This is a genomic window from Hydrogenophaga sp. (assembly GCF_030373245.1).
GTDB lineage: Bacteria > Pseudomonadota > Gammaproteobacteria > Burkholderiales > Burkholderiaceae_C > Hydrogenophaga.
This window is the reverse complement of sequence record NZ_JAUCZF010000004.1, coordinates 319,583-341,867: the sequence shown is the minus strand read 5'-3', so window position 1 is coordinate 341,867 and position 22,285 is coordinate 319,583. Positions and strand designations below refer to the sequence as shown.

Annotated in this window: 21 protein-coding genes and 1 tRNA gene; 7 read left to right on the top strand and 15 right to left on the bottom strand. The window is 64.5% G+C overall.

The features are described from left to right. Positions 1–3: 3 nt before the first annotated feature. The 15 genes from nuoF to tsaD form a co-directional block, all read right to left on the bottom strand. Positions 4–1,371: an NADH-quinone oxidoreductase subunit NuoF gene (gene nuoF / locus QUV25_RS11840; RefSeq protein ID WP_300864085.1), complete on the bottom strand. Its 1,368-nt coding sequence runs from the start codon at positions 1,369–1,371 to the stop codon at positions 4–6. Beyond that, a complete protein-coding gene (gene nuoE, locus QUV25_RS11835; RefSeq protein ID WP_300864082.1) occupies positions 1,368–1,916 on the bottom strand; it encodes an NADH-quinone oxidoreductase subunit NuoE in 549 nt (182 codons plus the stop codon). Before nuoE ends, nuoF begins: the two co-directional genes overlap by 4 nt. Beyond that, complete coding sequence (locus tag QUV25_RS11830; RefSeq protein ID WP_300864080.1) at positions 1,913–3,166, bottom strand: NADH-quinone oxidoreductase subunit D; 1,254 nt, start codon at positions 3,164–3,166, stop codon at positions 1,913–1,915. The genes nuoE and QUV25_RS11830 overlap by 4 nt, the downstream gene beginning before the upstream one ends. Next, on the bottom strand, positions 3,166–3,798 hold the full coding sequence (locus QUV25_RS11825) for an NADH-quinone oxidoreductase subunit C (protein WP_300864078.1): 633 nt from the start codon (positions 3,796–3,798) through the stop codon (positions 3,166–3,168). Before QUV25_RS11825 ends, QUV25_RS11830 begins: the two co-directional genes overlap by 1 nt. A 26-nt stretch (positions 3,799–3,824) precedes the next feature. After that, positions 3,825–4,304 carry an NADH-quinone oxidoreductase subunit B family protein gene (locus QUV25_RS11820; protein WP_291010469.1) on the bottom strand — a complete coding sequence of 160 codons (480 nt, stop codon included), beginning with the start codon at positions 4,302–4,304 and terminating at the stop codon, positions 3,825–3,827. A 36-nt stretch (positions 4,305–4,340) separates the two neighbouring features. Then, entirely contained in the window at positions 4,341–4,700 is a 360-nt protein-coding gene (locus QUV25_RS11815) for an NADH-quinone oxidoreductase subunit A (RefSeq protein ID WP_291010470.1), read from the bottom strand. A gap of 49 nt (positions 4,701–4,749) precedes the next feature. Then, positions 4,750–4,834, bottom strand: a tRNA-Leu gene (locus QUV25_RS11810). A 167-nt stretch (positions 4,835–5,001) separates the two neighbouring features. Continuing rightward, positions 5,002–5,412, bottom strand: a complete 411-nt coding sequence (gene secG, locus QUV25_RS11805; protein WP_300864076.1) for a preprotein translocase subunit SecG — start codon at positions 5,410–5,412, stop codon at positions 5,002–5,004. Between the two features lie 31 nt (positions 5,413–5,443). Beyond that, complete coding sequence (gene tpiA, locus QUV25_RS11800; protein ID WP_300864073.1) at positions 5,444–6,190, bottom strand: triose-phosphate isomerase; 747 nt, start codon at positions 6,188–6,190, stop codon at positions 5,444–5,446. Between the two features lie 17 nt (positions 6,191–6,207). Beyond that, the gene (locus QUV25_RS11795; RefSeq protein ID WP_300864070.1) at positions 6,208–7,197 is read right to left on the bottom strand and encodes an NAD(P)H-quinone oxidoreductase; all 990 of its coding nucleotides are present in this window, start codon (positions 7,195–7,197) and stop codon (positions 6,208–6,210) included. Between the two features lie 22 nt (positions 7,198–7,219). Continuing rightward, on the bottom strand, positions 7,220–9,337 hold the full coding sequence (pnp, locus tag QUV25_RS11790; protein WP_300864068.1) for a polyribonucleotide nucleotidyltransferase: 2,118 nt from the start codon (positions 9,335–9,337) through the stop codon (positions 7,220–7,222). A 258-nt stretch (positions 9,338–9,595) separates the two neighbouring features. Continuing rightward, positions 9,596–9,862: a 30S ribosomal protein S15 gene (gene rpsO, locus QUV25_RS11785; RefSeq protein WP_300864066.1), complete on the bottom strand. Its 267-nt coding sequence runs from the start codon at positions 9,860–9,862 to the stop codon at positions 9,596–9,598. Between the two features lie 126 nt (positions 9,863–9,988). Next, on the bottom strand, positions 9,989–11,197 hold the full coding sequence (locus QUV25_RS11780) for a pyridoxal phosphate-dependent aminotransferase (RefSeq protein WP_300864064.1): 1,209 nt from the start codon (positions 11,195–11,197) through the stop codon (positions 9,989–9,991). A 40-nt stretch (positions 11,198–11,237) separates the two neighbouring features. Continuing rightward, on the bottom strand, positions 11,238–12,533 hold the full coding sequence (locus QUV25_RS11775; RefSeq protein ID WP_300864062.1) for a branched-chain amino acid ABC transporter substrate-binding protein: 1,296 nt from the start codon (positions 12,531–12,533) through the stop codon (positions 11,238–11,240). 115 nt (positions 12,534–12,648) lie between these two features. Further along, complete coding sequence (gene tsaD, locus QUV25_RS11770; protein ID WP_300864059.1) at positions 12,649–13,743, bottom strand: tRNA (adenosine(37)-N6)-threonylcarbamoyltransferase complex transferase subunit TsaD; 1,095 nt, start codon at positions 13,741–13,743, stop codon at positions 12,649–12,651. Positions 13,744–13,824: 81 nt separating this feature from the next. On the opposite strand from tsaD, the gene QUV25_RS11765 reads away from it, so the two are divergent. From QUV25_RS11765 to nirD, 7 genes are all read left to right on the top strand, one after another. Then, positions 13,825–14,499, top strand: coding sequence for a substrate-binding domain-containing protein (locus QUV25_RS11765; RefSeq protein WP_300864058.1), 675 nt, complete (start codon positions 13,825–13,827; stop codon positions 14,497–14,499). A gap of 120 nt (positions 14,500–14,619) precedes the next feature. Continuing rightward, positions 14,620–15,909: a nitrate regulatory protein gene (locus QUV25_RS11760; protein WP_300864055.1), complete on the top strand. Its 1,290-nt coding sequence runs from the start codon at positions 14,620–14,622 to the stop codon at positions 15,907–15,909. 415 nt (positions 15,910–16,324) lie between these two features. Next, a complete protein-coding gene (locus QUV25_RS11755) occupies positions 16,325–17,638 on the top strand; it encodes an ABC transporter substrate-binding protein (RefSeq protein WP_300864054.1) in 1,314 nt (437 codons plus the stop codon). Positions 17,639–17,652: 14 nt separating this feature from the next. Further along, entirely contained in the window at positions 17,653–18,516 is an 864-nt protein-coding gene (gene ntrB, locus QUV25_RS11750) for a nitrate ABC transporter permease (protein ID WP_300864052.1), read from the top strand. 58 nt (positions 18,517–18,574) lie between these two features. Next, on the top strand, positions 18,575–19,396 hold the full coding sequence (locus tag QUV25_RS11745) for an ABC transporter ATP-binding protein (RefSeq protein WP_300864237.1): 822 nt from the start codon (positions 18,575–18,577) through the stop codon (positions 19,394–19,396). Between the two features lie 31 nt (positions 19,397–19,427). After that, positions 19,428–21,887: a nitrite reductase large subunit NirB gene (nirB, locus tag QUV25_RS11740; RefSeq protein WP_300864051.1), complete on the top strand. Its 2,460-nt coding sequence runs from the start codon at positions 19,428–19,430 to the stop codon at positions 21,885–21,887. Continuing rightward, on the top strand, positions 21,884–22,270 hold the full coding sequence (gene nirD / locus QUV25_RS11735; RefSeq protein ID WP_300864049.1) for a nitrite reductase small subunit NirD: 387 nt from the start codon (positions 21,884–21,886) through the stop codon (positions 22,268–22,270). Before nirB ends, nirD begins: the two co-directional genes overlap by 4 nt. Positions 22,271–22,285 lie beyond the last annotated feature (15 nt).

The following is a 22,285-nucleotide window of genomic DNA, read 5'->3' as shown; positions in this document are numbered from 1 at the left end:
TCTTCAAACCGCCGCGACCGCATCGGCCTTGATCATGGCCTCGAACTCGGGCCGGAAGTGCTTGATCATGGCGCGCACGGGCATCGCCGCAGCATCACCCAGGGCGCAGATGGTGCGACCCATGATGTTCTCGGCCACGTTGTCCAGCAGCGCCATATCGGACGGACGGCCGTCGCCCCGGTGGATCTTGTCCACCAGTCGCCACAACCAGCCCGTGCCTTCGCGGCACGGTGTGCACTGGCCACAGGACTCGTGCATGTAGAAATAAGACAGGCGCTTGAGCGACTCGACCATGCAGCGGGAGTCGTCCATGACGATGACCGCGCCCGAGCCCAGCATCGAGCCAGCCTTGGCGATGGAGTCGTAGTCCATCGTGCACTCCATCATGATGTGCGCCGGCAGCACCGGTGCCGACGAGCCCCCGGGAATCACCGCCTTGAGCGTGCGACCGGTGCGCACACCGCCGGCGAGTTCCAGCAGCTTGGCAAACGGCGTGCCCATGGGCACCTCGTAATTGCCGGGCAGGTTGACGTCACCACTGACGGAGTAGATCTTGGTGCCACCGTTGTTGGGCTTGCCGCATTCGAGGTAGGCCTGGCCGCCGTTGCGGATGATCCAGGGCACGGCCGCAAAGGTCTCGGTGTTGTTGATCGTGGTGGGCTTGCCGTAGAGGCCGAAGCTGGCCGGAAACGGCGGCTTGAAGCGCGGCTGGCCCTTCTTGCCTTCCAGCGATTCCAGCAGCGCGGTTTCTTCGCCGCAGATATAGGCGCCGAAGCCATGGAAGGCGTGCAGCTGGAAATTGAATTCGCTGCCCAAGATGGCGTCGCCCAGGTAGCCAGCCGCACGAGCCTCTTCCAGCGCGGCCTCGAAACGTTCGTACTCCTGGAAGATCTCGCCGTGAATGTAGTTGTAGCCCACGCTGATGCCCATCGCGTAAGCGGCGATCGCCATGCCTTCGATGACGATGTGCGGGTTGTACATCAGGATGTCGCGGTCCTTGCAGGTCCCCGGCTCGCCCTCATCGGAGTTGCAGACCAAGTACTTCTGACCCGGGAACTGGCGCGGCATGAAGCTCCACTTGAGGCCGGTGGGGAAGCCTGCGCCACCGCGACCGCGCAGCGCAGACTCCTTGACGGTGGCGATCACCTCGTCTTTGGTCAGGCCAACCACACCCGTTTCGGGATCGGGCGCCAAGCCGTCCTTGCCCAGCACCTTGCGCAGCGCCTGGTAGCCGCCACGCGCCTCGTAGTCCTTGAGCGACCAGTTGCTGCCGTCGAGGCCGGCGTAGATCTGCGGATTGATGTGGCGACCGTGGAAGCAGCTTTGCACGCCGGTGGCGCGGAACTGCGCAATAACTTGCTCTGCGTTCATGCGGTGCCCTTTGTGTTCGTTTCGGCTACGGCAAGTCCTTCGATCAGCTGATCGAGCTTGTCGTGGCTCATGAAGCTGCACATGTGGCGGTCGTTGACCAGCATCACCGGCGCATCGGCACAGGCACCCAGGCACTCGCTTTGCTGCAGGGTGAACAGGCCGTCGGCCGTGGTTTCGCCCATGGCGATGCCGAGCTTGTGCTCCAGGTGTTGCAGCGCCTTGTGACCATCGCGCAGCTGGCACGGCAGGTTGGTGCAGACGTTGAGCTTGAACTTGCCCACCGCGCGCTGGTTGTACATGTTGTAGAAAGTCGTGACCTCGTGCACCGCGATCGGCGACATGCCCAGGTAGTCGGCAACCGCCTTCTCGGCGGCCACGCTGACGTGACCCTGCTCATGCTGGACGATGGACAGGCAGGCCATCACGGCCGACTGCGCCTGATCGGCGGGGTACTTGGCAACTTCGCGCGCAAAGCGGGCTTGGGTGGAAGCCGACAACACCAGCGCGTCAACCGCGCCGTGGTGTCCAGCGGTCGTCGCTGTCATCGATCAATCTCTCCGAAAACAATGTCCATGGTGCCGATGATGGCCACGGCGTCGGCCAGCATGTGGCCCTTGGCCATCTCGTCCATGGTGGACAAGTGGGCGAAGCCCGGGGCCCGGATCTTGAGGCGATACGGCTTGTTGGCGCCGTCGCTCACCAGGTAGATGCCGAACTCGCCCTTGGGGTGCTCGACGGCGGCATAGGCCTCACCCTCGGGCACGTGGAAGCCTTCGGTGAACAGCTTGAAATGGTGGATCAGCTCCTCCATGTTGGCTTTCATCGATTCGCGCGCGGGCGGAGCCACCTTGTGGTTGTCGGTGATCACCGGGCCGGGGTTGGCACGCAGCCATTTCACGCACTGCTGGATGATGCGGTTGGACTGCTTCATCTCCTCCATGCGCACCAGGTAGCGGTCGTAGGTGTCCCCCGTCTTGCCCACCGGAATGTCGAAGTCCATGCGGTCGTATACGTCGTACGGCTGCTTCTTGCGCAGATCCCAGGCGATACCCGAGCCGCGCAGCATGGGACCCGTCATGCCCAGGTTGAGGGCTCGCTCGGGCGTCACGACACCGATACCGACGGTGCGCTGCTTCCAGATGCGGTTGTCCGTGAGCAGCGTGTGGTACTCGGCCAGGTAGGTAGGAAAGCGCTGAGTGAAGTCGTCGATGAAGTCCAGCAGCGAACCTTGGCGGTTCGTATTCATCTCCGCCATCGCCTTGGCATTGCGGATCTTGCTGTGCTGGTACTGCGGCATGGAGTCCGGCAGGTCGCGGTAGACACCGCCCGGACGGAAATAGGCCGCGTGCATGCGCGCACCCGACACCGCTTCGTACATGTCGAACAGGTCTTCTCGCTCGCGAAACGCGTAAATCAGGATGGTGGAGCTGCCGCAATCGTTGCCATGCGAACCCAGCCACATCAGATGGTTCATCAAGCGGGTGATCTCGCTGAACATCACGCGGATGTACTGTGCGCGGATCGGAACCTCGATACCCAACAGTTTCTCGATGGCCAGGCAGTAGGCGTGCTCGTTGCACATCATCGACACGTAATCCAGCCGATCCATGTAGGGCAGCGACTGGATGTAGGTCTTGTGCTCGGCGAGCTTTTCGGTGGCCCGGTGCAAAAGGCCGATGTGCGGGTCGGCGCGCTGCACCACCTCACCATCAAGCTCCAACACCAGTCGCAGCACGCCGTGCGCTGCCGGATGCTGGGGCCCGAAGTTCAGGGTGTAATTCTTGATTTCAGCCATCAGTGCAAACCACCGTAGTTGTCTTCGCGGATCACGCGCGGCGTGATTTCGCGCGGTTCGATGGTCACCGGCTCATAAACGACGCGCTGACGCTCGACGTCGTAGCGCATCTCCACATGGCCCGAGAGCGGGAAATCCTTGCGGAACGGGTGTCCGATGAAACCGTAGTCGGTGAGGATGCGGCGAAGGTCGTTGTGCCCTTCGAACACAATGCCAAACAGATCGAAGGCTTCGCGCTCGTACCAGTTGGCCGAGGCCCAGAGCAGCGACACGGAGTCGAGCACCGGGAAATCATCTTCTGCGCAGAACACCCTCACCCGCAGGCGGTGGTTGAGGCTGACGGACAGCAGGTGGGACACCGCCGCAAAGCGCTGGCCCTCCCAGCGGCCGTCGCCGTAGGTGGAGTAGTCCAGGCCACAGAGGTCAATCAATTGTTCGAAACGTGTCTGTGGCGCGTCTCGCAAGGTCTGCATGACGGCCAGGTAGTCTGACGCCACCACCACCAGAGTGAGCTCTTCGCGCTCGATGGTGAGCGAGTGGACGCGGTCCCCGAGCAGCGCGGCCACGGTGGCCTGCAGCGCTTCGGGACTGGTGGAAATGTCGACGGGTGTGTCGGTCAAGGTATCGCTCATGGTGTCGCTGCTGGCGGCGGCGCCGCTCAGGCGCGCGCGATCGTGTTGGTGCGGCGGATCTTCTGCTGCAACTGGATGATCCCGTAGATCAAGGCCTCGGCCGTCGGCGGGCAGCCCGGCACGTACACATCCACCGGCACGATGCGGTCACAACCGCGCACGACAGAGTAGCTGTAGTGGTAATAGCCACCGCCGTTGGCGCACGAGCCCATGGAGAGCACCCAACGGGGCTCGGCCATCTGGTCATACACCTTGCGCAAGGCGGGCGCCATCTTGTTACACAGCGTTCCCGCCACGATCATCAGATCGGACTGGCGAGGACTGGCACGAAACACCTCGGCGCCAAAGCGCCCGATGTCGTAGCGTGCGGCGGCGGCGTGCATCATCTCAACGGCGCAACAGGCCAATCCAAAGGTCATGGGCCAGAGGGAACCGGTCTTGGCCCAGTTCACCACCGAGTCGTAGCTCGTGGTGACAAAACCTTCCTTGAATACGCCTTCAATCATGTGCTGCTCCGGGTTGGTTGCGATCAAAGGGAGGCTTCACTCCCAGTCGAGCGCACCTTTTTTCCACTCGTAGACAAATCCGACCGTGAGGATGGCGAGGAACATGACACCGGCCAGAAAGCCGGTCATGCCGATCTCACCCAGCGCCACGGCCCAAGGGATGAGGAACGCGATCTCGAGGTCAAACAAGATAAAGAGGATGGCCACCAGGTAGTAGCGGACATCGAACTTCATGCGCGCGTCTTCGAAGGCCTCGAAGCCGCACTCGTAAGGGGAGTTCTTCTCGGCATCCGGGCGGTTTGGGCCCAGGATGTAGCCCAGTACCTGCGGGATGACCCCGACGGCAAGGCCCACCAAGATGAACAAAAGCACGGGGAGGTATTGTTCAAGACTCATCTTGGTGCATTCCACTGACATGACCGTGGAGGCCATGTTGTCCAAAGATTGGTGCCGACGGCGAGACTCGAACTCGCACAGCTTTCGCCACTACCCCCTCAAGATAGCGTGTCTACCAATTTCACCACGTCGGCTGGGTCTGTCTGCCGGATTCACGAGGTCTGTGTGAACCCTGAATAACAGCCTCAGAGTTTACCCTGAATCACACCCGATTTCGGGGCAAAGCCGGGGATTTCCTCGCGGTATCGGGATTCACGCATCTTGAGAATTCCGATCACACCACGGGGGATTTGCACCAGGCTTACTTGCCCGGGATTTGCGCGGCGCCGGTGCCGGTCGGAGCCGTTTCAACAGCGACCGGTGCCGGCACGGCGGTCGCACCGCTCGAGTCGGGAATCTGCGCTGCTGCAGGCGGCTGGCCGGGCATCGCCGCGCCTTCGAGCACGCTGCCCGTGCTGGGCGCCTGGCGCAGGTTGCCGAAGTAGGCCAGTCCCAGGGTGCAGGTGAGGAAAATGGCGGCCAACACGCCGGTGGAGCGCGACATGAAGTTCGCCCCACCCGAAGCGCCGAACAGGCTGGCCGAGCCAGCACCGCCGCCACCAAAGGCCGCTCCTGCGTCCGCACCTTTGCCGTGCTGCATCAGGATCAGCGCGATCATGCCGATGGCAGACAGCAGCTGCACGGCGAGAAGAATGGTCAATACAACGTTCATGATTTACTCCGAATGGGATGGGCAACAGGGCTCAGGCCCCGGCAGCGGCGATCTGAAGGAAGTCGGCGGCTTTGAGCGAGGCACCGCCGATCAGTCCGCCATCGATGTCAGGCTGGGCCAGCAGGCTGGCTGCGTTGGCAGCGTTCATGCTGCCACCGTAAAGAATGTGAACCCGCTCGGGGTGCTGAGTCGCAGCGGCAATCTGGCCTCGCAGCACCGCGTGCACCGCCTGAGCCTGTTCAGGTGTCGCGGTCTGTCCCGTGCCAATCGCCCAGACCGGCTCGTAGGCGACCACGATTTCACTGGTGCAATGCGCCACCGCATGGATCACAGCGGCCAGCTGGCGCTTGACCACAACCTCGGTCTGTCCGGCTTCGCGCTCGGCCAGAGTCTCACCGACGCAGACGATCGGCGTGATGCCCGCAGCCAACGCTCGTTGTGCCTTGGAAGCCACCACCGAATCGGTCTCGCCGTGGTACTGGCGTCGCTCGGAATGACCCACGATGGCGTAGCGACAAGCAAAGTCTCTCAGCATGGCCGCGCTCACCTCACCGGTGAAAGCGCCCTGCTCCTGAGCCGACACATCTTGCGCGCCCCAGGCAATGGCAGAACCTGTCAGGCGCAATTGCATCTGCGCCAAATAGGGCGATGGAACGCACAACGCCATGTGTGACGCGGGCGCCTGTCCAGCCAAACCGTCCAGCATCGCCTGAACCAGCGTCTGGTTGGCGGCCAGCGAGCCGTTCATCTTCCAGTTGCCAACAATGAGCTTTTTCATAGGTATCTCCCCGGACATCAAGCCCAGGTCAGCACGATCTTGCCGATGTGCTGGTTGGATTCCATCAAGGCATGAGCCTCGGCTGCCTCGGCGGCCGGAAACACGCGGTGGATCACCGGCTTGACCTTTCCCTGCGCCAGCAGCGGCCAGACCTGCTCGCGCAGCCTCTGCGCAATCGCCGTCTTGAAGGCCACTGGCCGCGGGCGCAATGTGGAGCCGGTGATCACCAGCCGGCGGCGCAGCACCAAGCCGGCGTTGAAATCTGCCTTGACGCCGCCCTGCACCGCGATGATCACCAAGCGGCCGTCCTCGGCCAGGCATTCCACCTCGCGCGCCACGTAGCTGCCAGCGACCATGTCGAGCACCACGTTGACGCCGCGGCCATCGGTGAGCCTAATGGCCTCGGCGGCGAAGTCTTGCGCCTTGTAGTTGATGGCGTGATCAGCGCCAAGTTGCAGACATGCCGCACATTTTTCGTCGCTGCCGGCGGTAGCGATCACAGTGGCGCCGAGCGCCTTGGCCAGCTGGATCGCGGTCACGCCGATGCCGCTGGTGCCGCCTTGGATCAGCAGGGTTTCGCCGGCCTGCAGCCGGGCGCGGTCAAACACATTGCTCCAGACGGTGAAAAAGGTCTCAGGCAACGAAGCCGCGGCCACATCGTCCAGACCCTCGGGCACCGGCAGACACTGACCCACAGGTGCCACGCAGCACTGCGCATAGCCGCCACCAGCCACCAGCGCGCAGACGCGGTCGCCGAGCTTGAGACCGGCTTGCGCCAAGGCCTCTGCATCGCCCGCTTCGATCACACCCGCCACCTCCAGACCTGGCAGGTCGGAGGCACCGGGCGGCGGCGGGTAGGCGCCACTTCGCTGCAGCACATCGGGTCGGTTGATGCCGGACGCAGACACGCGGATCAGCGCTTCGCCAGCGCCGGCGACCGGCATTGGCCGCTCGCACAAACGCAGCACCTCAGGTGCGCCGAACGCGCTGATCTCGACCGCTTGCATCTTCGTCACCAGAACGGCTCGCTCAGGGCTGCTGCTGTGGCTGCTCGTTGCGGTCGAGCAAGGCCTTCATGGACAGCTTGACACGGCCTTTTTCGTCGGTCTCCAGCACCTTGACCTTGACGATCTGACCTTCGCTCAGGTAGTCCGTCACCTTCTCCACGCGCTCGTGCGCAATCTGGCTGATGTGCAGCAGGCCGTCCTTGCCGGGCAGCAGGTTGATCAGAGCGCCGAAGTCCAGGATCTTGGTGACCGGGCCTTCGTAGATCTTGCCAATTTCCACTTCGGCGGTGATTTGCTCGATGCGGCGCTTGGCCTCATCGGCCTTGGCACTGTCGGCAGACGCGATGGTGATGGTGCCGTCTTCGTCGATGTTGATCTGGCAACCGGTTTCTTCGGTCAGCGCACGAATGACCGCGCCGCCCTTGCCGATCACGTCGCGGATCTTCTCGGGATTGATCTTCATGGTGAAGAGCTTGGGCGCGAAGTTCGACACCTCGGTCTTCGCTTCGCCCATGGCTTCCTGCATCTTGCCCAGGATGTGCATGCGCGCTTCCTTGGCCTGGGCCAGTGCCACCTGCATGATTTCCTTGGTGATGCCCTGGATCTTGATGTCCATCTGCAGGGCGGAAATGCCGTTGGTGGTACCCGCGACCTTGAAGTCCATGTCGCCCAGATGATCTTCGTCACCCAGGATGTCGGTCAGCACGGCAAAGCGGTTGCCATCCTTGATCAGGCCCATGGCGATGCCGGCCACGTGAGCCTTCATCGGCACACCGGCGTCCATCAATGCCAGGCAGCCGCCACAGACCGACGCCATCGAAGACGAGCCGTTGGACTCGGTGATTTCCGACACCACGCGCATGGTGTAGGGGAAGTCTTCCTTGCTCGGCAGTGCGGCAATCAGTGCGCGCTTGGCCAGACGGCCGTGGCCGATTTCTCGGCGCTTGGGGCTGCCGAAACGGCCCGCTTCGCCGGTGGCGAAGGGAGGCATGTTGTAGTGCAACATGAAGCGGTCCTGGAAGTCACCAGCCAGGGCGTCGATGCGCTGAGCATCGCGGTCGGTGCCCAGCGTCGCGACAGCCAGCGCCTGGGTCTCACCTCGGGTGAACAGACACGAACCGTGGGTGCGCGGCAGCACGCTGTTGCGGATTTCGATGGCACGCACGGTGCGAGTGTCGCGGCCGTCGATGCGCGGCTCGCCAGCCAGGATCTGGCCACGCACGATCTTGGCTTCGATTTCAAACAGCAGGGCCTCGATGGCCACGCTGTCGAAAGCCGTGCCCTCGGCCTTCAGAGCGGCCATCACATCGGCGTAGGCTGCGCGGCAGGCCTGGGTGCGAGCCTGCTTGTTGCGGATCTGGTAAGCGGCCTCCAGCTTGGCCTTGGCCAGGCCGTCGATCTTGGCGATCAGCGCCTCGTCTTTGGCCGGCGGCTGCCAGTCCCAGGTCGGCTTGCCCGCGTCACGCACCAGCTCGTTGATCGCAGCGATCGCGATGTTGCCCTGCTCATGACCAAACACCACGGCGCCAAGCATGATTTCTTCGCTCAGTTGCTGCGCTTCAGACTCCACCATCAGCACGGCAGCCTGAGTGCCAGCGACCACCAGGTCGAGCTGGCTGTCTTGCAGCTGGGTCTGTCCAGGGTTGAGCACGTACTGGCCATTGACATAACCGACGCGGGCCGCGCCGATGGGGCCATTGAACGGGATGCCACTGACCGACAGCGCGGCCGAGGTCGCGATCATGGCGGCGATGTCGGCCTGAACTTCAGGGTTCAGGCTCACCACGTGCACGATCACCTGCACTTCGTTGTAGAAGCCTTCGGGGAACAGCGGACGGATCGGACGATCGATCAGGCGGCAGGTCAACGTCTCCAGCTCGCTGGGACGGCCTTCGCGCTTGAAGAAGCTGCCGGGGATCTTGCCGGCGGCATAGGTTTTTTCGGTGTAGTCGACAGTCAGGGGGAAGAAGTCCTGGCCAGCCTTGGCCTCGGTCTTGGCGACCACGGTGGCCAGCACCACGGTGTCGTCGATGTTGACCAGCACGGCGCCGGTGGCCTGGCGGGCGATTTCGCCGGTTTCCATGGTGACCGTGTGCGGGCCCCACTGGAAGGTCTTGGTGACTTTGTTGAACATGCTCATGGTTTTGCTCCTCTGCGCCACCCGCATGGGTGGCATGGCGTGCAGACAATCTGCACAAAACCCGGAATCACAACCCAGAACACGATGCCATTCCAGCGGTGCTGCAAGCGAGCCCTGAGGGGCCGCAACGCCGTTGGAATGACACAGCTTCGCTCTGTTGTTGTTGCTCCGGAATCTAAAAAATGGGGGCTTACAAACAAAAATCGCCCGAGCCAGCGAACCAACTCAGGCGTTTTGCGTGTCAGCCCAGACGCACAATTACTTGCGCAGACCCAATTTCTGGATCAGGGCGATGTAGCGCTCGGCGTCCTTGGACTTCAGGTAGTCCAGCAGCTTGCGGCGGCGGCTCACCATGCGCAGCAGACCGCGGCGGCCGTGGTGGTCCTTGGCGTGGGTCTTGAAGTGGGGGGTGAGCTCGTTGATGCGCGCGGTCAGGATGGCGACCTGCACTTCTGGGCTGCCTGTGTCCTTGGCGGCACGGGCGTTGTCCGCGATGACGGCGGCTTTGATGTCTTGGGCGATCATGGAATGTCCTTGGGTTACAAGCGACCCGACGCAGCCTGTCAGCCCCTCAATGAGTCCTGCAAGGACCATCGATTCTGACCGCCGCAACGGGCGTGAATTGCCATCAAGCTTGACGGCAACCGAGGATTATAGCCCAGTGCTGGCGCCTGGAGCGCGCGCCAGCCAGGCGCGAAGCCGCTCGACCCCCTGTACCAGCCGCTGTGGGTCGCGGCTGGCAAAACACCAGCGCAGCCAGCCAGCCGACTCGGCACCAAAAGCGCTGCCCGGTGCCAGGCCAACGCCAGCTTCGCGCACCAGGCGCTTGGCCGTGTCCAGGCAGTCGTCATGGCCATCCAGGCGGAAAAAGGCGTACATGCCGCCGCGCGGCTCGGCCAGGGTGACACCGGGCGTCTCGCGCAGCAGCGGCACCAGGGTATCGCGGCAGACCTGGAGGTGGGCCACCAGTGCCGGGGTGATATCGTCGCCGCGCTGGATCGCCGCCAGCGCGGCGCGCTGGATGAACACCGGGGCGCACGAGGTGTTGAATTCGATGAGTTTGCCCATGGCATGGGTCAACTCTTGCGGCATCACCAGCCAGCCCAGGCGCCAACCCGTCATGAGAAAGCTCTTAGAAAAGCTGTGCGCCACGATCAGGCGGTCGTCGGGGTCGGCCACGTCCAGAAAGCTGCTGGCAGCGCCGTTATCGGTGTCGCCGGCGAAATAGAGGCGCTCGTAGACCTCGTCGGCCAGGATCCAGGTGCCGGTCTGACGGCAGTGGTCAAGAATGGTGGCCTGCTGCTCTCGGTCCAGCGTCCAGCCCGTGGGGTTGTTCGGTGCGTTGAGCACCAGCATCCGCGTAGCGGGTGTGATCGCGGCCAGCAGCGCGGTCATGTCCAGCACCCAGGCGCCCGCGCGTGGTCCGGACTGCACCACCTTGAGCGGCACACGGACCACCCGGGCACCCATGATGAGGGGCTGCGCCACCAGATTGGGCCAGGCCGGCGTGACCACCACCACCTCATCGCCTGCATTCACCAGCGCCTGCGATGCCAGCATGAGCCCGTTGACCCCGCCGGAGGTCACCGCCAGGCGCGGCAGCCAGTGGGTCGCGCCCTGCCCGGGGTGCAGGGTTTCGGTGTAGACCGCGATCGCCTGACGCAGCTCCACCAGCCCCAGGTTGTGGGCATAAAACGTGTCGCCCGCCTGCAGCGAGGCCATGGCGGCCTCGCGCACGAACTCGGGAGTGGCCTCGTCGCTTTCGCCGAACCAGAACTTGAGCACATCGTCGCGGCCCAAGCCTTCGTTGGCCACCTCGCGGATGCGCGACTCCTCCAGACCCATGACCACCTGACGCATCACATTGCTCCTTGCCAGCGGGAGTTGACCGCACCGCACATCATGGCCTGTCCATGGTGCAACTGTGCGGCAGTTCGGCCTGTTGCGGCGTTAGCTGCCGCACGACGCGAAAGCCGAAGCCCGAACCTTCCACATCGAACTTCACACCGGGCGCGCCCTGGCGGTCCATCACCGCCACCGCCAGCGGCTGCTGGAGCTGGTGATCGGCCGCGCGCATGCGCGCAGTCTGGCCAGCCAGAGTCACTTCCGCATTTTTCAGCTCAACGGCCACGCGCGCGACCTCGAGTGATCCGGCGCGCTCGATCGCCTGGGCCAGCGCCTCGATCATGAGCTGCATGCGCATGTGCACATAATCGTCCTCGGGCTTGGGAAAGCGCTGGCGGAACGACCGGTAGAACGCTTCGGAGGATGCGGTGGGCACGTTGGGGAACCAGTCAGCGACGGCGATGACCTTGCCGATACCGGCCTCGCCCATCGCAGCCGGCGCACCCAAGGCGTTGCCGTAAAACGTGTAGAAGCTGCCGTCAAAGCCGACCTCGCGCGCCGCCTTCACGAGCAAAGTGAGGTCGTTGCCCCAGTTGCCGGTGAGCACGGCCTGCGCCCCGCTGGCCTTGATCTTGGCTGCGTAAGGCAGGAAGTCCTTGATGCGCGCCATCGGATGCAGCTCGTCGCCCACGATGGTCACGTCGGGGCGCTGCTCGCCGAGCTGACGACGCGCCTCGCGCAGCACGCCCTGGCCAAAGCTGTAGTCCTGACCAATCAGGTAGATGCGTTTGAGCGCACGGTCCTCGCGCAGCACGCTCATCAGCGCAGTCATCCGCATGTCGGCATGGGCATCGAAGCGGAAGTGCCACGGACTGCAGCGCTCGTTGGTCAGCATGGGATCGACCGCCGAGTAGTTGAGAAACAGCACCTGGCGCGCGTTGTCGCGCTCGTTGTGCTTGTTGATGGCCTCGATCAGTGCGGCTGCGGCGGCCGACGAATTGCCCTGGGTCACGAAACTGATGTCGCGGTCAATCGCCGAGCGCAGCGACGACAAGGCCTCTTCGGTCTGGCCTTTGCTGTCCAGACGCTCAATCACCAGCGGCCGGTTGCCGCCGGGCAACTTGACGCCGCCGCGGGCGTTGACGCGCTCGGTCGCCCAGACCAGGTTGCGAAAAACCGCCTCGCCGGTGTTGGCAAACGCGCCGGACAGGCCTTCGATCATGCCAATTCGGATCGGCGCCGCGGGGGGCACCGCAGGCGTCTGCGCCCAGGAGCTGGCCGCCAGAACAGTGATGCAGGCGCCGAGCAAGCCAGCGAACCAGGATCGACGGAGAAACAGGAAATGCAACATGGCGTATTGAAAGAAGCCGCGAGGGTCAGCGCGTTGAGAGAACACGCCGGTCCACTGTCTGGACCGGCTGGGCGGGTGACGAGGTAACGTCACGCGGGATTATGGGCGGTGGCACTCACGCCAGGGCCTGGCCCAGCTCGGCCAGGGGCCACCTGGGCTTCACGTCAAAGGCATAACGAGGCGCCTCTTCGCCCAACGGCACCAGCCCGGCCTGAACCCGCAGGCCCGCGGCCAGCGCGATCATGGCGCCGTTGTCGGTGCACAGGTGCAGCTCGGGGTAGTGCACGCGCGCCTGGCGCCGGGCACCAGCGGCGTCGAGCTGCTCCCGCAGCCGTGCATTGGCGCCGACGCCACCGGCCACGACCAGCCGGTTCAGGCCGGTGGCATCCAGCGCAGCCACAGATTTTTTCACCAGCACCTCCACGATGGCGGCCTGCACGCTGGCTGCCACATCGGCCTTGGCCTGCTCGCCCAAGGCTTCGGCCAGCGCAGGCGTGGCCGGGCCTTCGGGCCGCGCGTGCGCCAGGCGCTTGACCTGAGTCAGCACCGCGGTCTTGAGGCCAGCAAAGGAAAAATCGAGGTCACCGCTGTGCAGGAGCGGGCGCGGAAAGCGGTACAGCGTCGGGTCTCCCTGCTCGGCGAGGCGGGCGAGTGCCGGGCCGCCGGGGTAACCCAGACCCAGCAGCTTGGCCGACTTGTCAAACGCTTCGCCCGCCGCGTCGTCGATGGTCTCGCCCAGCAAGCTGTAACGCCCGACGCCGTCGACCCGCATCAGCTGGCTGTGGCCACCCGACACCAGCAAGGCCACAAAAGGAAACTCTGGCGGGTCGGCGCTGAGAAAGGGCGAGAGCAGGTGACCTTCGAGGTGATGGATGCCGATCACCGGCTTGCCCAGCGCCATTGCCATCGCGCAGGCCGCGCCCGACCCCACCAGCAAAGCACCAGCCAGACCAGGGCCGCGGGTGTAGGCCACCGCGTCCACCGCCGTCAGCGGCAACGCGGCCTGTGCCAGCACCGCATCGGTCAGCGGCAGCACGCGCCGGATGTGGTCTCGGCTGGCCAGCTCAGGCACCACACCGCCGTAGGCCTGATGCATCTCGATCTGGCTGTGCAGCGCGTGGCCCAGCAGGCGCGGCACCCCGGCGCCACTGGCATCCACCAGCGCCACACCGGTTTCATCGCAGGAAGATTCAAAGCCCAGGATCAGCATGCGGTGAGTGTACGGGTGCGACTGGTAGGGATAATCCGGTTCACCCTCCCTCTTCTCTGCGCCGTGCTCATGAATATCCGCATGATTTCTTCCATGGCCACCCAGGCCCTGCTGTCAGACCTGAACCAGCAGTTCCAGGCCATCCAGCCGGACACCACGGTATCGCTGGTGTCGGTGGGTGGTGTGAACGCGGCCGAACGGGTGCAGGCCGGCGAAGCGTTTGACGTGGTCGTGCTCGCGGCCAACGCCATCGAACAGCTCTCGGCCAGCGGCCAGCTGCTGGCCGAGAGCCGGATCGACCTGGCCCGCTCGGGCGTGGCGCTGGCGGTACGCGCCGACAGTCCGGCGCCAGCCATCGAAACCGAAGCCCAGGTCAAGGCCGCGGTGCTGGCCGCGGCCAGTGTGGGTATCTCCACCGGACCCAGCGGCGTGGCCGTGACAGCGCTGTTCGAGCGCTGGGGGCTGGCCGACACCCTGCGCAATCGGACCGTGACCGCGCCGCCCGGTGTGGCGGTGGGCTCGCTGGTGGCCAGCGGCGAGGTGGCGCTGGGCTTTCAGCAGCTCAGCGAGCTGAAGGATTTGCCCGGCATCACCGTGCTCGGACCCTTGCCGTCTGCCATCCAGATCATCACCACCTTCTCGGCAGCGCGCACTGTGGCCTGCGAGCAGCCTCGGGAAGTACAAGCTTTGCTGGCGTTTCTGGCCTCGGCTGCCACGGCCCAGATCAAGCAGGCCCACGGCATGAGCCCGGCCTGACACCTGGCTTGTTCCAGCCAGCACTGCGGCATCGCCTCCCCAGTGTGCGCGACATCCGTACGGCACGGATGTTGCTGAGCCCAGATCAGTGGCGGCCGCGGGCTGCCGATCCTTGCACGCATGAATTCCGGACTGCCCTTTCTGATTGCCGCCAAGCTCTGCGATATCGCCGAGCTGCAGCGACTGGCCCTCACCAGCTCCCTGGTCGACGCCATGGGACACCTGATCCACGCCTTGCAGCGCGAACGCGGGATGTCCAACCTGGTCCTGGGCTCGCAGGGCGCGCGCTGCCAGCAGGCCTTGCGTGCCCAGGTGCATGACACGGGTTTGTGCGAGCAGGCGCTGCGCCAGCGCCTGAGCGATCTGGACACCGCTGCTTCCAGCCGAGGCCACGGAGCGCGCCTATTCAGCCGAATTGCCTATGTGTTGCAGGGACTCGATGCCTTGCCTCTGCTGCGGAAACAGGTGGAGCAGCTGACCTGGACGCCGGCGCGCGCCACCGCCGCCTACATCCGGCTTATCAACGGCTTGCTGGCGGTGGTCTTCGAGGCCGCTGACAGCGCGTCCGACCCCCTCATTTCGCGCCGCCTGGTGGCCTTGTTCAACTTCATGCAGGCCAAGGAGTTCGCTGGCCAGGAACGGGCCACCGGCTCGGCCCTGTTTGCAGCCGGTCAGGCCGAGCCCGTGGCGCAGCAGCGTTTGCTGCACCTGATCGAGTCGCAGGAACGCTGCCTGCAGGTGTTCCAGGACTTCACACGGGAGCACGGCAGCCCGTCTTGGGCGGATTCTTCGCCCGCCTCACCACCGGCGGTGCTGGAGCGGCTGCGCCGAATCCTGTGCACCGCACCCGCCGCCGGACCGCTGGACACCGGCCTGAGCCAGACCTGGTTCGACGCCTGCACCGAGTGCATCGACGCGATGAAGCGCACCGAAGAGCAGCTGTGCGCCGGGCTGCGCACCCTTTGCAAAGAGCGCATCGCCACGGCCACCGCCGACCTGGTCGCCCACCAGCAGTTGCTGGAGCGTGCGGCCGACCTGGCGGCACCGTTCGACGAAGCGGCTTCTTTCTTCGGCGCGGAAGCGAGCGTCGTCGGCGTGGACCAACACGCGGCGCCGGTCATCGGTCAGGGCTACGGCCCGCAGGTGGAGCGCTCCATCCTGGAGTTGGTGCAAGACCAGGCGCGGCGCCTGCAGGCCGTGAGCGACGAGCTGGAGACGGTGCGCGCCAGCCTGAACGAGCGCCGCCTGATCGAGCGTGCCAAAGGCTTGCTCATGGCGCACCGCAGCTTGCGCGAAGACGAGGCCCACAAGACGCTGCGGCAGATGGCCATGAACCAGAACCGCCGCATCGTGGACGTGGCCGAGGCCCTACTGGCCATGGCGGAGGTCTTGCCAGAGCGCTCACGCTGACATCCGGCGAGCGACCAAACAGCGCACGGCTCTTGAATGCTGCGCCGCACAAAGACCGTGCCATTTGCGGCCAACGCACCCAATCAGGCACCAGCTTGATGCATCGGGCCCGGCACTCGAGCGGGGCTTGCGGCATCACCGAAACGCCTTCGTGTGGTGTGACCAGCGCCTTTTCTTCATGAAATCAAGGGAATGAGCGAGATCCCCGGTCGGACACCCTCGCGCTGGCACGCTACCTGCTAAGGAAACCCTGAGTGGGTGAATGCCAATGGCGGCACGATCCCCAAGGTCTTCCCAGACACGGACAACGGCGTCCATTGCCTCCCAGCTTCGGCTGGGATTGCAGTGGGCGCCGTTTTGTTTTTGGGCTTCCGCATCCCCCTTGCTCGCCAACCTTTTTTTGCAGGAGTTGAACATGAACCAGCCCATGAAACCCGCCGCCCTGTCGCGCCGCGACGTCATCCGCAAGTCGTCGGCGATCGGCGTTGCTGCGGTCGCAGGCGGCCTTTTCGCCAGTCAGGCTCGCGCCCAGACTGCCACCGCGCCAGAAACCCGCGCCGCCAAGCTCGGCTTCATCGCACTCACCGACGCAGCACCCTTGTTTGTGGCGGACGAAAAAGGGCTGTTCAAGAAATACGGCATGACCGAGGTCGAGGTGCTCAAACAATCTTCATGGGGCACCACGCGCGACAACCTCGTGCTCGGCTCCGGCAAAGGTGGCATCGACGGCGGTCACATCCTGACGCCCATGCCCTACCTCATCAGCACCGGCGCGGTGACGGCGAACAACGTACCGGTGCCGATCAACATCCTCGCGCGGCTGAACCTCGGTGGGCAGTGCATCTCCGTGGCGGATGAATACAAGGACTTGAAAGTCGGCCTGGACACGAAGGAGTTCGGCAAGGCGCTGCTCGCCAAGCGCCTTAAAACGGGCAAACCGGTGAACGCCGCCATGACCTTCCCGGGTGGCACACACGACATGTGGATTCGCTACTGGATGGCCGCCGGCGGCATCGACCCCAACAAGGACATCACCACCATCGTGGTGCCGCCCGCGCAAATGGTGGCCAACATGAAGGTCGGCAGCATGGACGCTTTCTGCGTGTGTGAGCCCTGGAACCGCCAGCTCATCAACCAGAAGATCGGCTACACCGCGCTCACCACCAGCGAGATGTGGATGAACCACCCGGAGAAAGCATTTGCCTTGCGCGCCGACTACGTCAGCGCCAACCCCAACGCCACCAAGGCCTTGCTCAAGGCGGTGATGGAAGCGCAGATGTGGTGCGAGGACCCGGCCAACCGCGCCGAGGTCGCCGAGATCTGCTCGCGCCGTCGCTGGATCAACGCGCCGGTGGCCGACGTGATCGACCGCGTCAAGGGCGATTTTGACTACGGCACCGGGCGTGTGGAGCTGAACAGCAAGTTCCAGATGCGCTTCTGGAAAGACTTCGCCAGCTACCCGTTCCAGAGCCACGACCTGTGGTTCCTCACCGAGAACATCCGCTGGGGCTACCTGCCTGCCAACCTCGACACCAAGGCTTTGATCGCCAAGGTCAACCGCGAAGACATCTGGCGCACCGTGGCCAAGGAAATGGGGGTCGCGGCCAAGGACATCCCCACCTCCACTTCACGTGGCGTGGAGAAGTTTTTCGACGGCAAGGTGTTCGACCCGGCCAACCCAGGCAAGTACCTGGAGAGCCTGGCCATCAAAACCATCAAGCGCACCTGATCCGGAGCACCGCCATGAACACCACCGACACCATCGAACCGATCCGCCTGGCCGCGCCCAACACCCCCTCCGCGGTCCAAACCGGCATCACCGCGACGGCTCGGGTGTTCGTCACCCACGTGCTGCCGCCGCTGCTGGTCATCGGCGTGTTGCTGGTGATCTGGGAGCTGCTAGGCGCTCGCCCCGGCGCCTCGCTGCCCGGACCGAGCCGCGTGGTGCAGGACACCTGGGAGCTCATCGTGAACCCGTTCTACGACAACGGGGGCAACGACGTGGGCGTGGCCTGGCAGCTGCTGGCCAGCCTCGAGCGAGTGGCGCTGGGCTACTCGCTGGCGGTGGTGGCGGGCGTGAGCCTGGGCGTGCTGGTAGGGCAGTCGACCTGGGCGCTGCGCGGTCTCGACCCGCTGTTCCAGGTGCTGCGCACCGTGCCTCCGCTGGCGTGGCTGCCGATCTCGCTGGCGGGCTTCCAGGATGGCCAGCCTTCGGCCATTTTCGTGATCTTCATCACCTCCATCTGGCCCATCATCATCAACACCTCGATCGGCATCCGCAACATCCCGGAGGACTACCGCAACGTGGCGCGCGTGATCCGACTCAACGGCATCGAGTACTTCATCAAGATCATGCTGCCCGCTGCGGCACCCTTCATCTTCTCGGGGCTGCGCATCGGGGTCGGTCTGTCGTGGCTGGCCATCATCGCCGCCGAGATGCTGATCGGTGGCGTGGGCATCGGCTTCTTCATCTGGGACGCCTGGAATTCGTCGCGCATCAGCGACATCATCCTGGCGCTGATCTACGTCGGTCTGATCGGCTTCATCCTGGACCGCGTGGTCGCCTGGATCGGTCGCATCGTCACCCGTGGCACCTCGGCCAGCTAACCGAATTCACCAGGAGCGCTTCATGAGCAACGCCTACCTCAACCTCTCCCAGGTCGACATGACCTTCACCGGCAACAACGGCGCCGTCAACCTGGTGCTCAAGGGCATTGACCTGGCCGTGCAGCGCGGCGAGTTCATCTCGTTGATCGGGCACTCGGGCTGCGGCAAGTCGACCGTGCTCAACATCGTCGCAGGCCTGCTCAAGGCGACCGCTGGCGGCGTGATCGTGGACGGTCGGGAGGTCAATGCACCCGGTCCCGACCGCGCCGTGGTGTTCCAGAACCACTCGCTGCTGCCCTGGCTCACGGTGTACCAAAACGTCGAGATCGCGGTGGACAAGATCTTTCGTGACACCAAGACCAAAACCGAGCGCAAAGACTGGATCCTGCACAACCTCAACATGGTCAACATGTCGCATGCGTTGCACCGCCTGCCCTCCGAAATTTCCGGCGGCATGAAGCAGCGGGTGGGCATCGCCCGGGCGCTGGCGATGGAGCCCAAGGTGCTGCTGCTCGACGAGCCCTTCGGTGCACTCGATGCCCTCACCCGCGCCCACCTGCAGGACGAGGTGATCCGCATCCAGGCCGAGCTGGGCAATACGGTGATGATGATCACGCACGATGTGGACGAAGCGGTGCTGCTGTCCGATCGCGTGGTGATGATGACCAACGGTCCTGCTGCCACGATCGGCCAGATTCTGGACATAGCCCTGCCCCGCCCGCGCAATCGCATCGCCCTGGCCGAGAACCCGGTGTACAACCACTGCCGCCAGGAAATCCTGACCTTCCTGTACGAAAAGCAGCGCAAGGTGGAACCGATTGCTGCCGGTCGGCCCGCACCCAACACCCATGCGGGCGTGCCAGCGGCGTTGAAAGCCTGACATGGACATGCTCGCCAAGACGAGGCCCCGGATGAAGCTAGTGATGATCGGCAACGGCATGGCCGGTGTGCGCACGCTCGAAGAGCTGCTGAAGATCGCGCCCGACCTCTACGACATCACCGTCTTCGGCGCCGAACCCCACCCCAACTACAACCGCATCCTGCTCTCACCGGTGCTCGCTGGCGAACAGACGCTGGACCAGATCGTTCTGAACGACTGGTCTTGGTACACCGACAACGAGGTCACCCTGCACACCGGCTGCACGGTGACCGAGGTAGACCGGATCAAGCGCGTGGTGCATGGGCGAAATGCGTCGGACGAACTGGTGAGTGCGCCCTACGACCGGCTCATCATGGCCACCGGATCCAACCCCTTCATCCTGCCCATCCCCGGAAAAGACCTGCCCGGCGTCCTGGCCTACCGCGACATCGCCGACACCCAGGCCATGATTGACGCGGCCGAGAAGTACCAGCACGCGATGGTGATTGGCGGCGGCCTGCTCGGTCTTGAGGCCGCCAACGGCCTAATGAAGCGCGGCATGACGGTGAGCGTGGTGCACGTGGCGCCCTGGCTCATGGAGCGCCAGCTTGACGAGGTGTCGGGCCGCTTGCTGCAGCAATCGCTGCAAGCGCGCGGCATGAAATTTCTGATTGGCGCTCAGACTCAGGAACTGGTGGCGAGCGAAAGCGGCCGGGTGTCGGCCATCCGCTTCAAGGATGGCAGCGAGCTGCCCACCGATCTGGTGGTGATGGCGGTGGGCATCCGCCCCAACACGGCGCTGGCCGAGTCCATGCGCCTGCATGTGAACAAGGGCATCGTGGTCAGCGACACGCTGCAGACCGTGACCGACCCGCGCATCTACGCCGTGGGCGAGTGCGCGGCGCACCGTGGCATCGCCTACGGTCTGGTGGCCCCGCTGTTTGAACAAGGCAAGGTGCTGGCCACGCACCTGGCGGAGTTCGGCATTGGCCGCTACACCGGCTCGCTCACCTCGACCAAGCTCAAGGTCACGGGCATCGACCTGTTTTCGGCCGGCAACTTCATGGGCGACGCCAGCACCGAAGAGATCGTGATGAGCGACCCCGCTGGCGGCGTGTACAAGAAGCTGGTCATCAAAGACGACAAGCTCGTGGGCGCCTGCCTGTACGGCGACACGGTCGATGGCAGCTGGTACTTCAAGCTGCTGCGCGACGGCCGCACCGTGAGCGACATTCGCGACAAGCTGATGTTTGGCGAGTCCAACATCGGCGATGTCGGCCACCAGGGTCACAACAAGGCCGCGGCCATGCTTGAGAGCGACGAGGTCTGCGGCTGCAACGGCGTGACCAAGGGCACGATCTGCAAGGCCATCAAGGACAACGGCCTGTTCACCCTGGACGAAGTGCGCAAGCAGACCAAGGCCAGCGCCAGCTGCGGCTCGTGCACCGGGCTGGTCGAGCAGCTGCTGATGTTCACCGCCGGCGGCGACTATTCCGCCACCCCCAAGAAGAAGGCGATCTGCGCCTGCACCGATCGCAGCCACCAGGACGTGCGCGACGCTATACGGGAACAGAAGCTGCTCACCATCGCCGACACCTTTTCAGCCCTGGGCTGGAAAACGCCCAACGGTTGCGCCACCTGCCGCCCGGCGGTGAACTACTACCTGATCAGCACCTGGCCCAAGGAAGCGCAGGACGATCCGCAAAGCCGCTTCATCAACGAACGCAGCCACGCCAACATCCAGAAGGATGGCACCTACTCGGTGATCCCGCGCATGTGGGGTGGCGAGACCACGGCCGATGAACTGCGCCGCATCGCCAACGCGGTGGACAAGTACAAGATCCCCACGGTCAAGGTCACCGGCGGCCAGCGCATCGACCTGCTCGGCATCAAGAAGGAAGACCTGCAGGCGGTGTGGAACGACATCGGCATGCCCAGCGGCCACGCCTATGCCAAGGCGCTGCGCACGGTGAAGACCTGCGTGGGCAGCGAGTGGTGCCGCATGGGCACGCAGGACAGCACACAGATGGGCAAGGACCTGGAGCGCGCCATGTGGCGCATGTACGCGCCACACAAGGTGAAGTTCGCCGTCTCGGGCTGTCCGCGCAATTGCGCAGAGGCGGGCATCAAGGACGTGGGCGTCATCGGTGTGGACAGCGGCTGGGAGCTCTACATCGGCGGCAACGGCGGCATCAAGACCGAGGTCGCGCAGTTTCTGGTGAAGGTGAAGACCGCCGAAGAGGTGATGGAGGTCACCGGCGCGTTCATGCAGCTCTACCGGCTGGAAGGCTGGTACCTGGAACGGACCGTGCACTACCTGAACCGGGTCGGCATGGAGCACATCAAGCGGCGCGTGATCGACGACATTGAAGGCCGCAAGGCGCTGTGGGAACAGCTGCAATTTGCGCTCGATGGCGAGCCGGATCCCTGGTTTGAACACGCCAAGGCGGCGGTGGACACGCGCCAGTTCGTCCCGATTCACGTGGCGCAGACCGCGGGGAGTGCCGCATGAACAGTGCCGCCTGGACACCCATTTGCAGGTTGGACGAGATACCCGTGCTCGGCTCGCGCCGCGTGGCGCGCGAGCGGGGGCTGGATGTGGCCGTGTTCCGCAACGACGCTGGCGAGGTGTTTGCCCTGCTCGACCGCTGCCCCCACAAAGGCGGCCCGCTGAGCCAGGGCATCGTGTTCGGCAGCAGTGTGGCCTGCCCGCTGCACAACTGGACCATTGGCCTGTGCACGGGCCAGGCTGCCGCACCCGATGAGGGATGTACGCCCAGGTTCAGCGTGAAACTGGAAGACGGCAGGGTGTACCTGGACGCGCACGAGCTGACGACGCACGCGACCGACCTGGAGCGCCCCATCGCTGGTCCAGTCCGGCGAACCTTGGCGTGAGCGCCAGGCAGACAC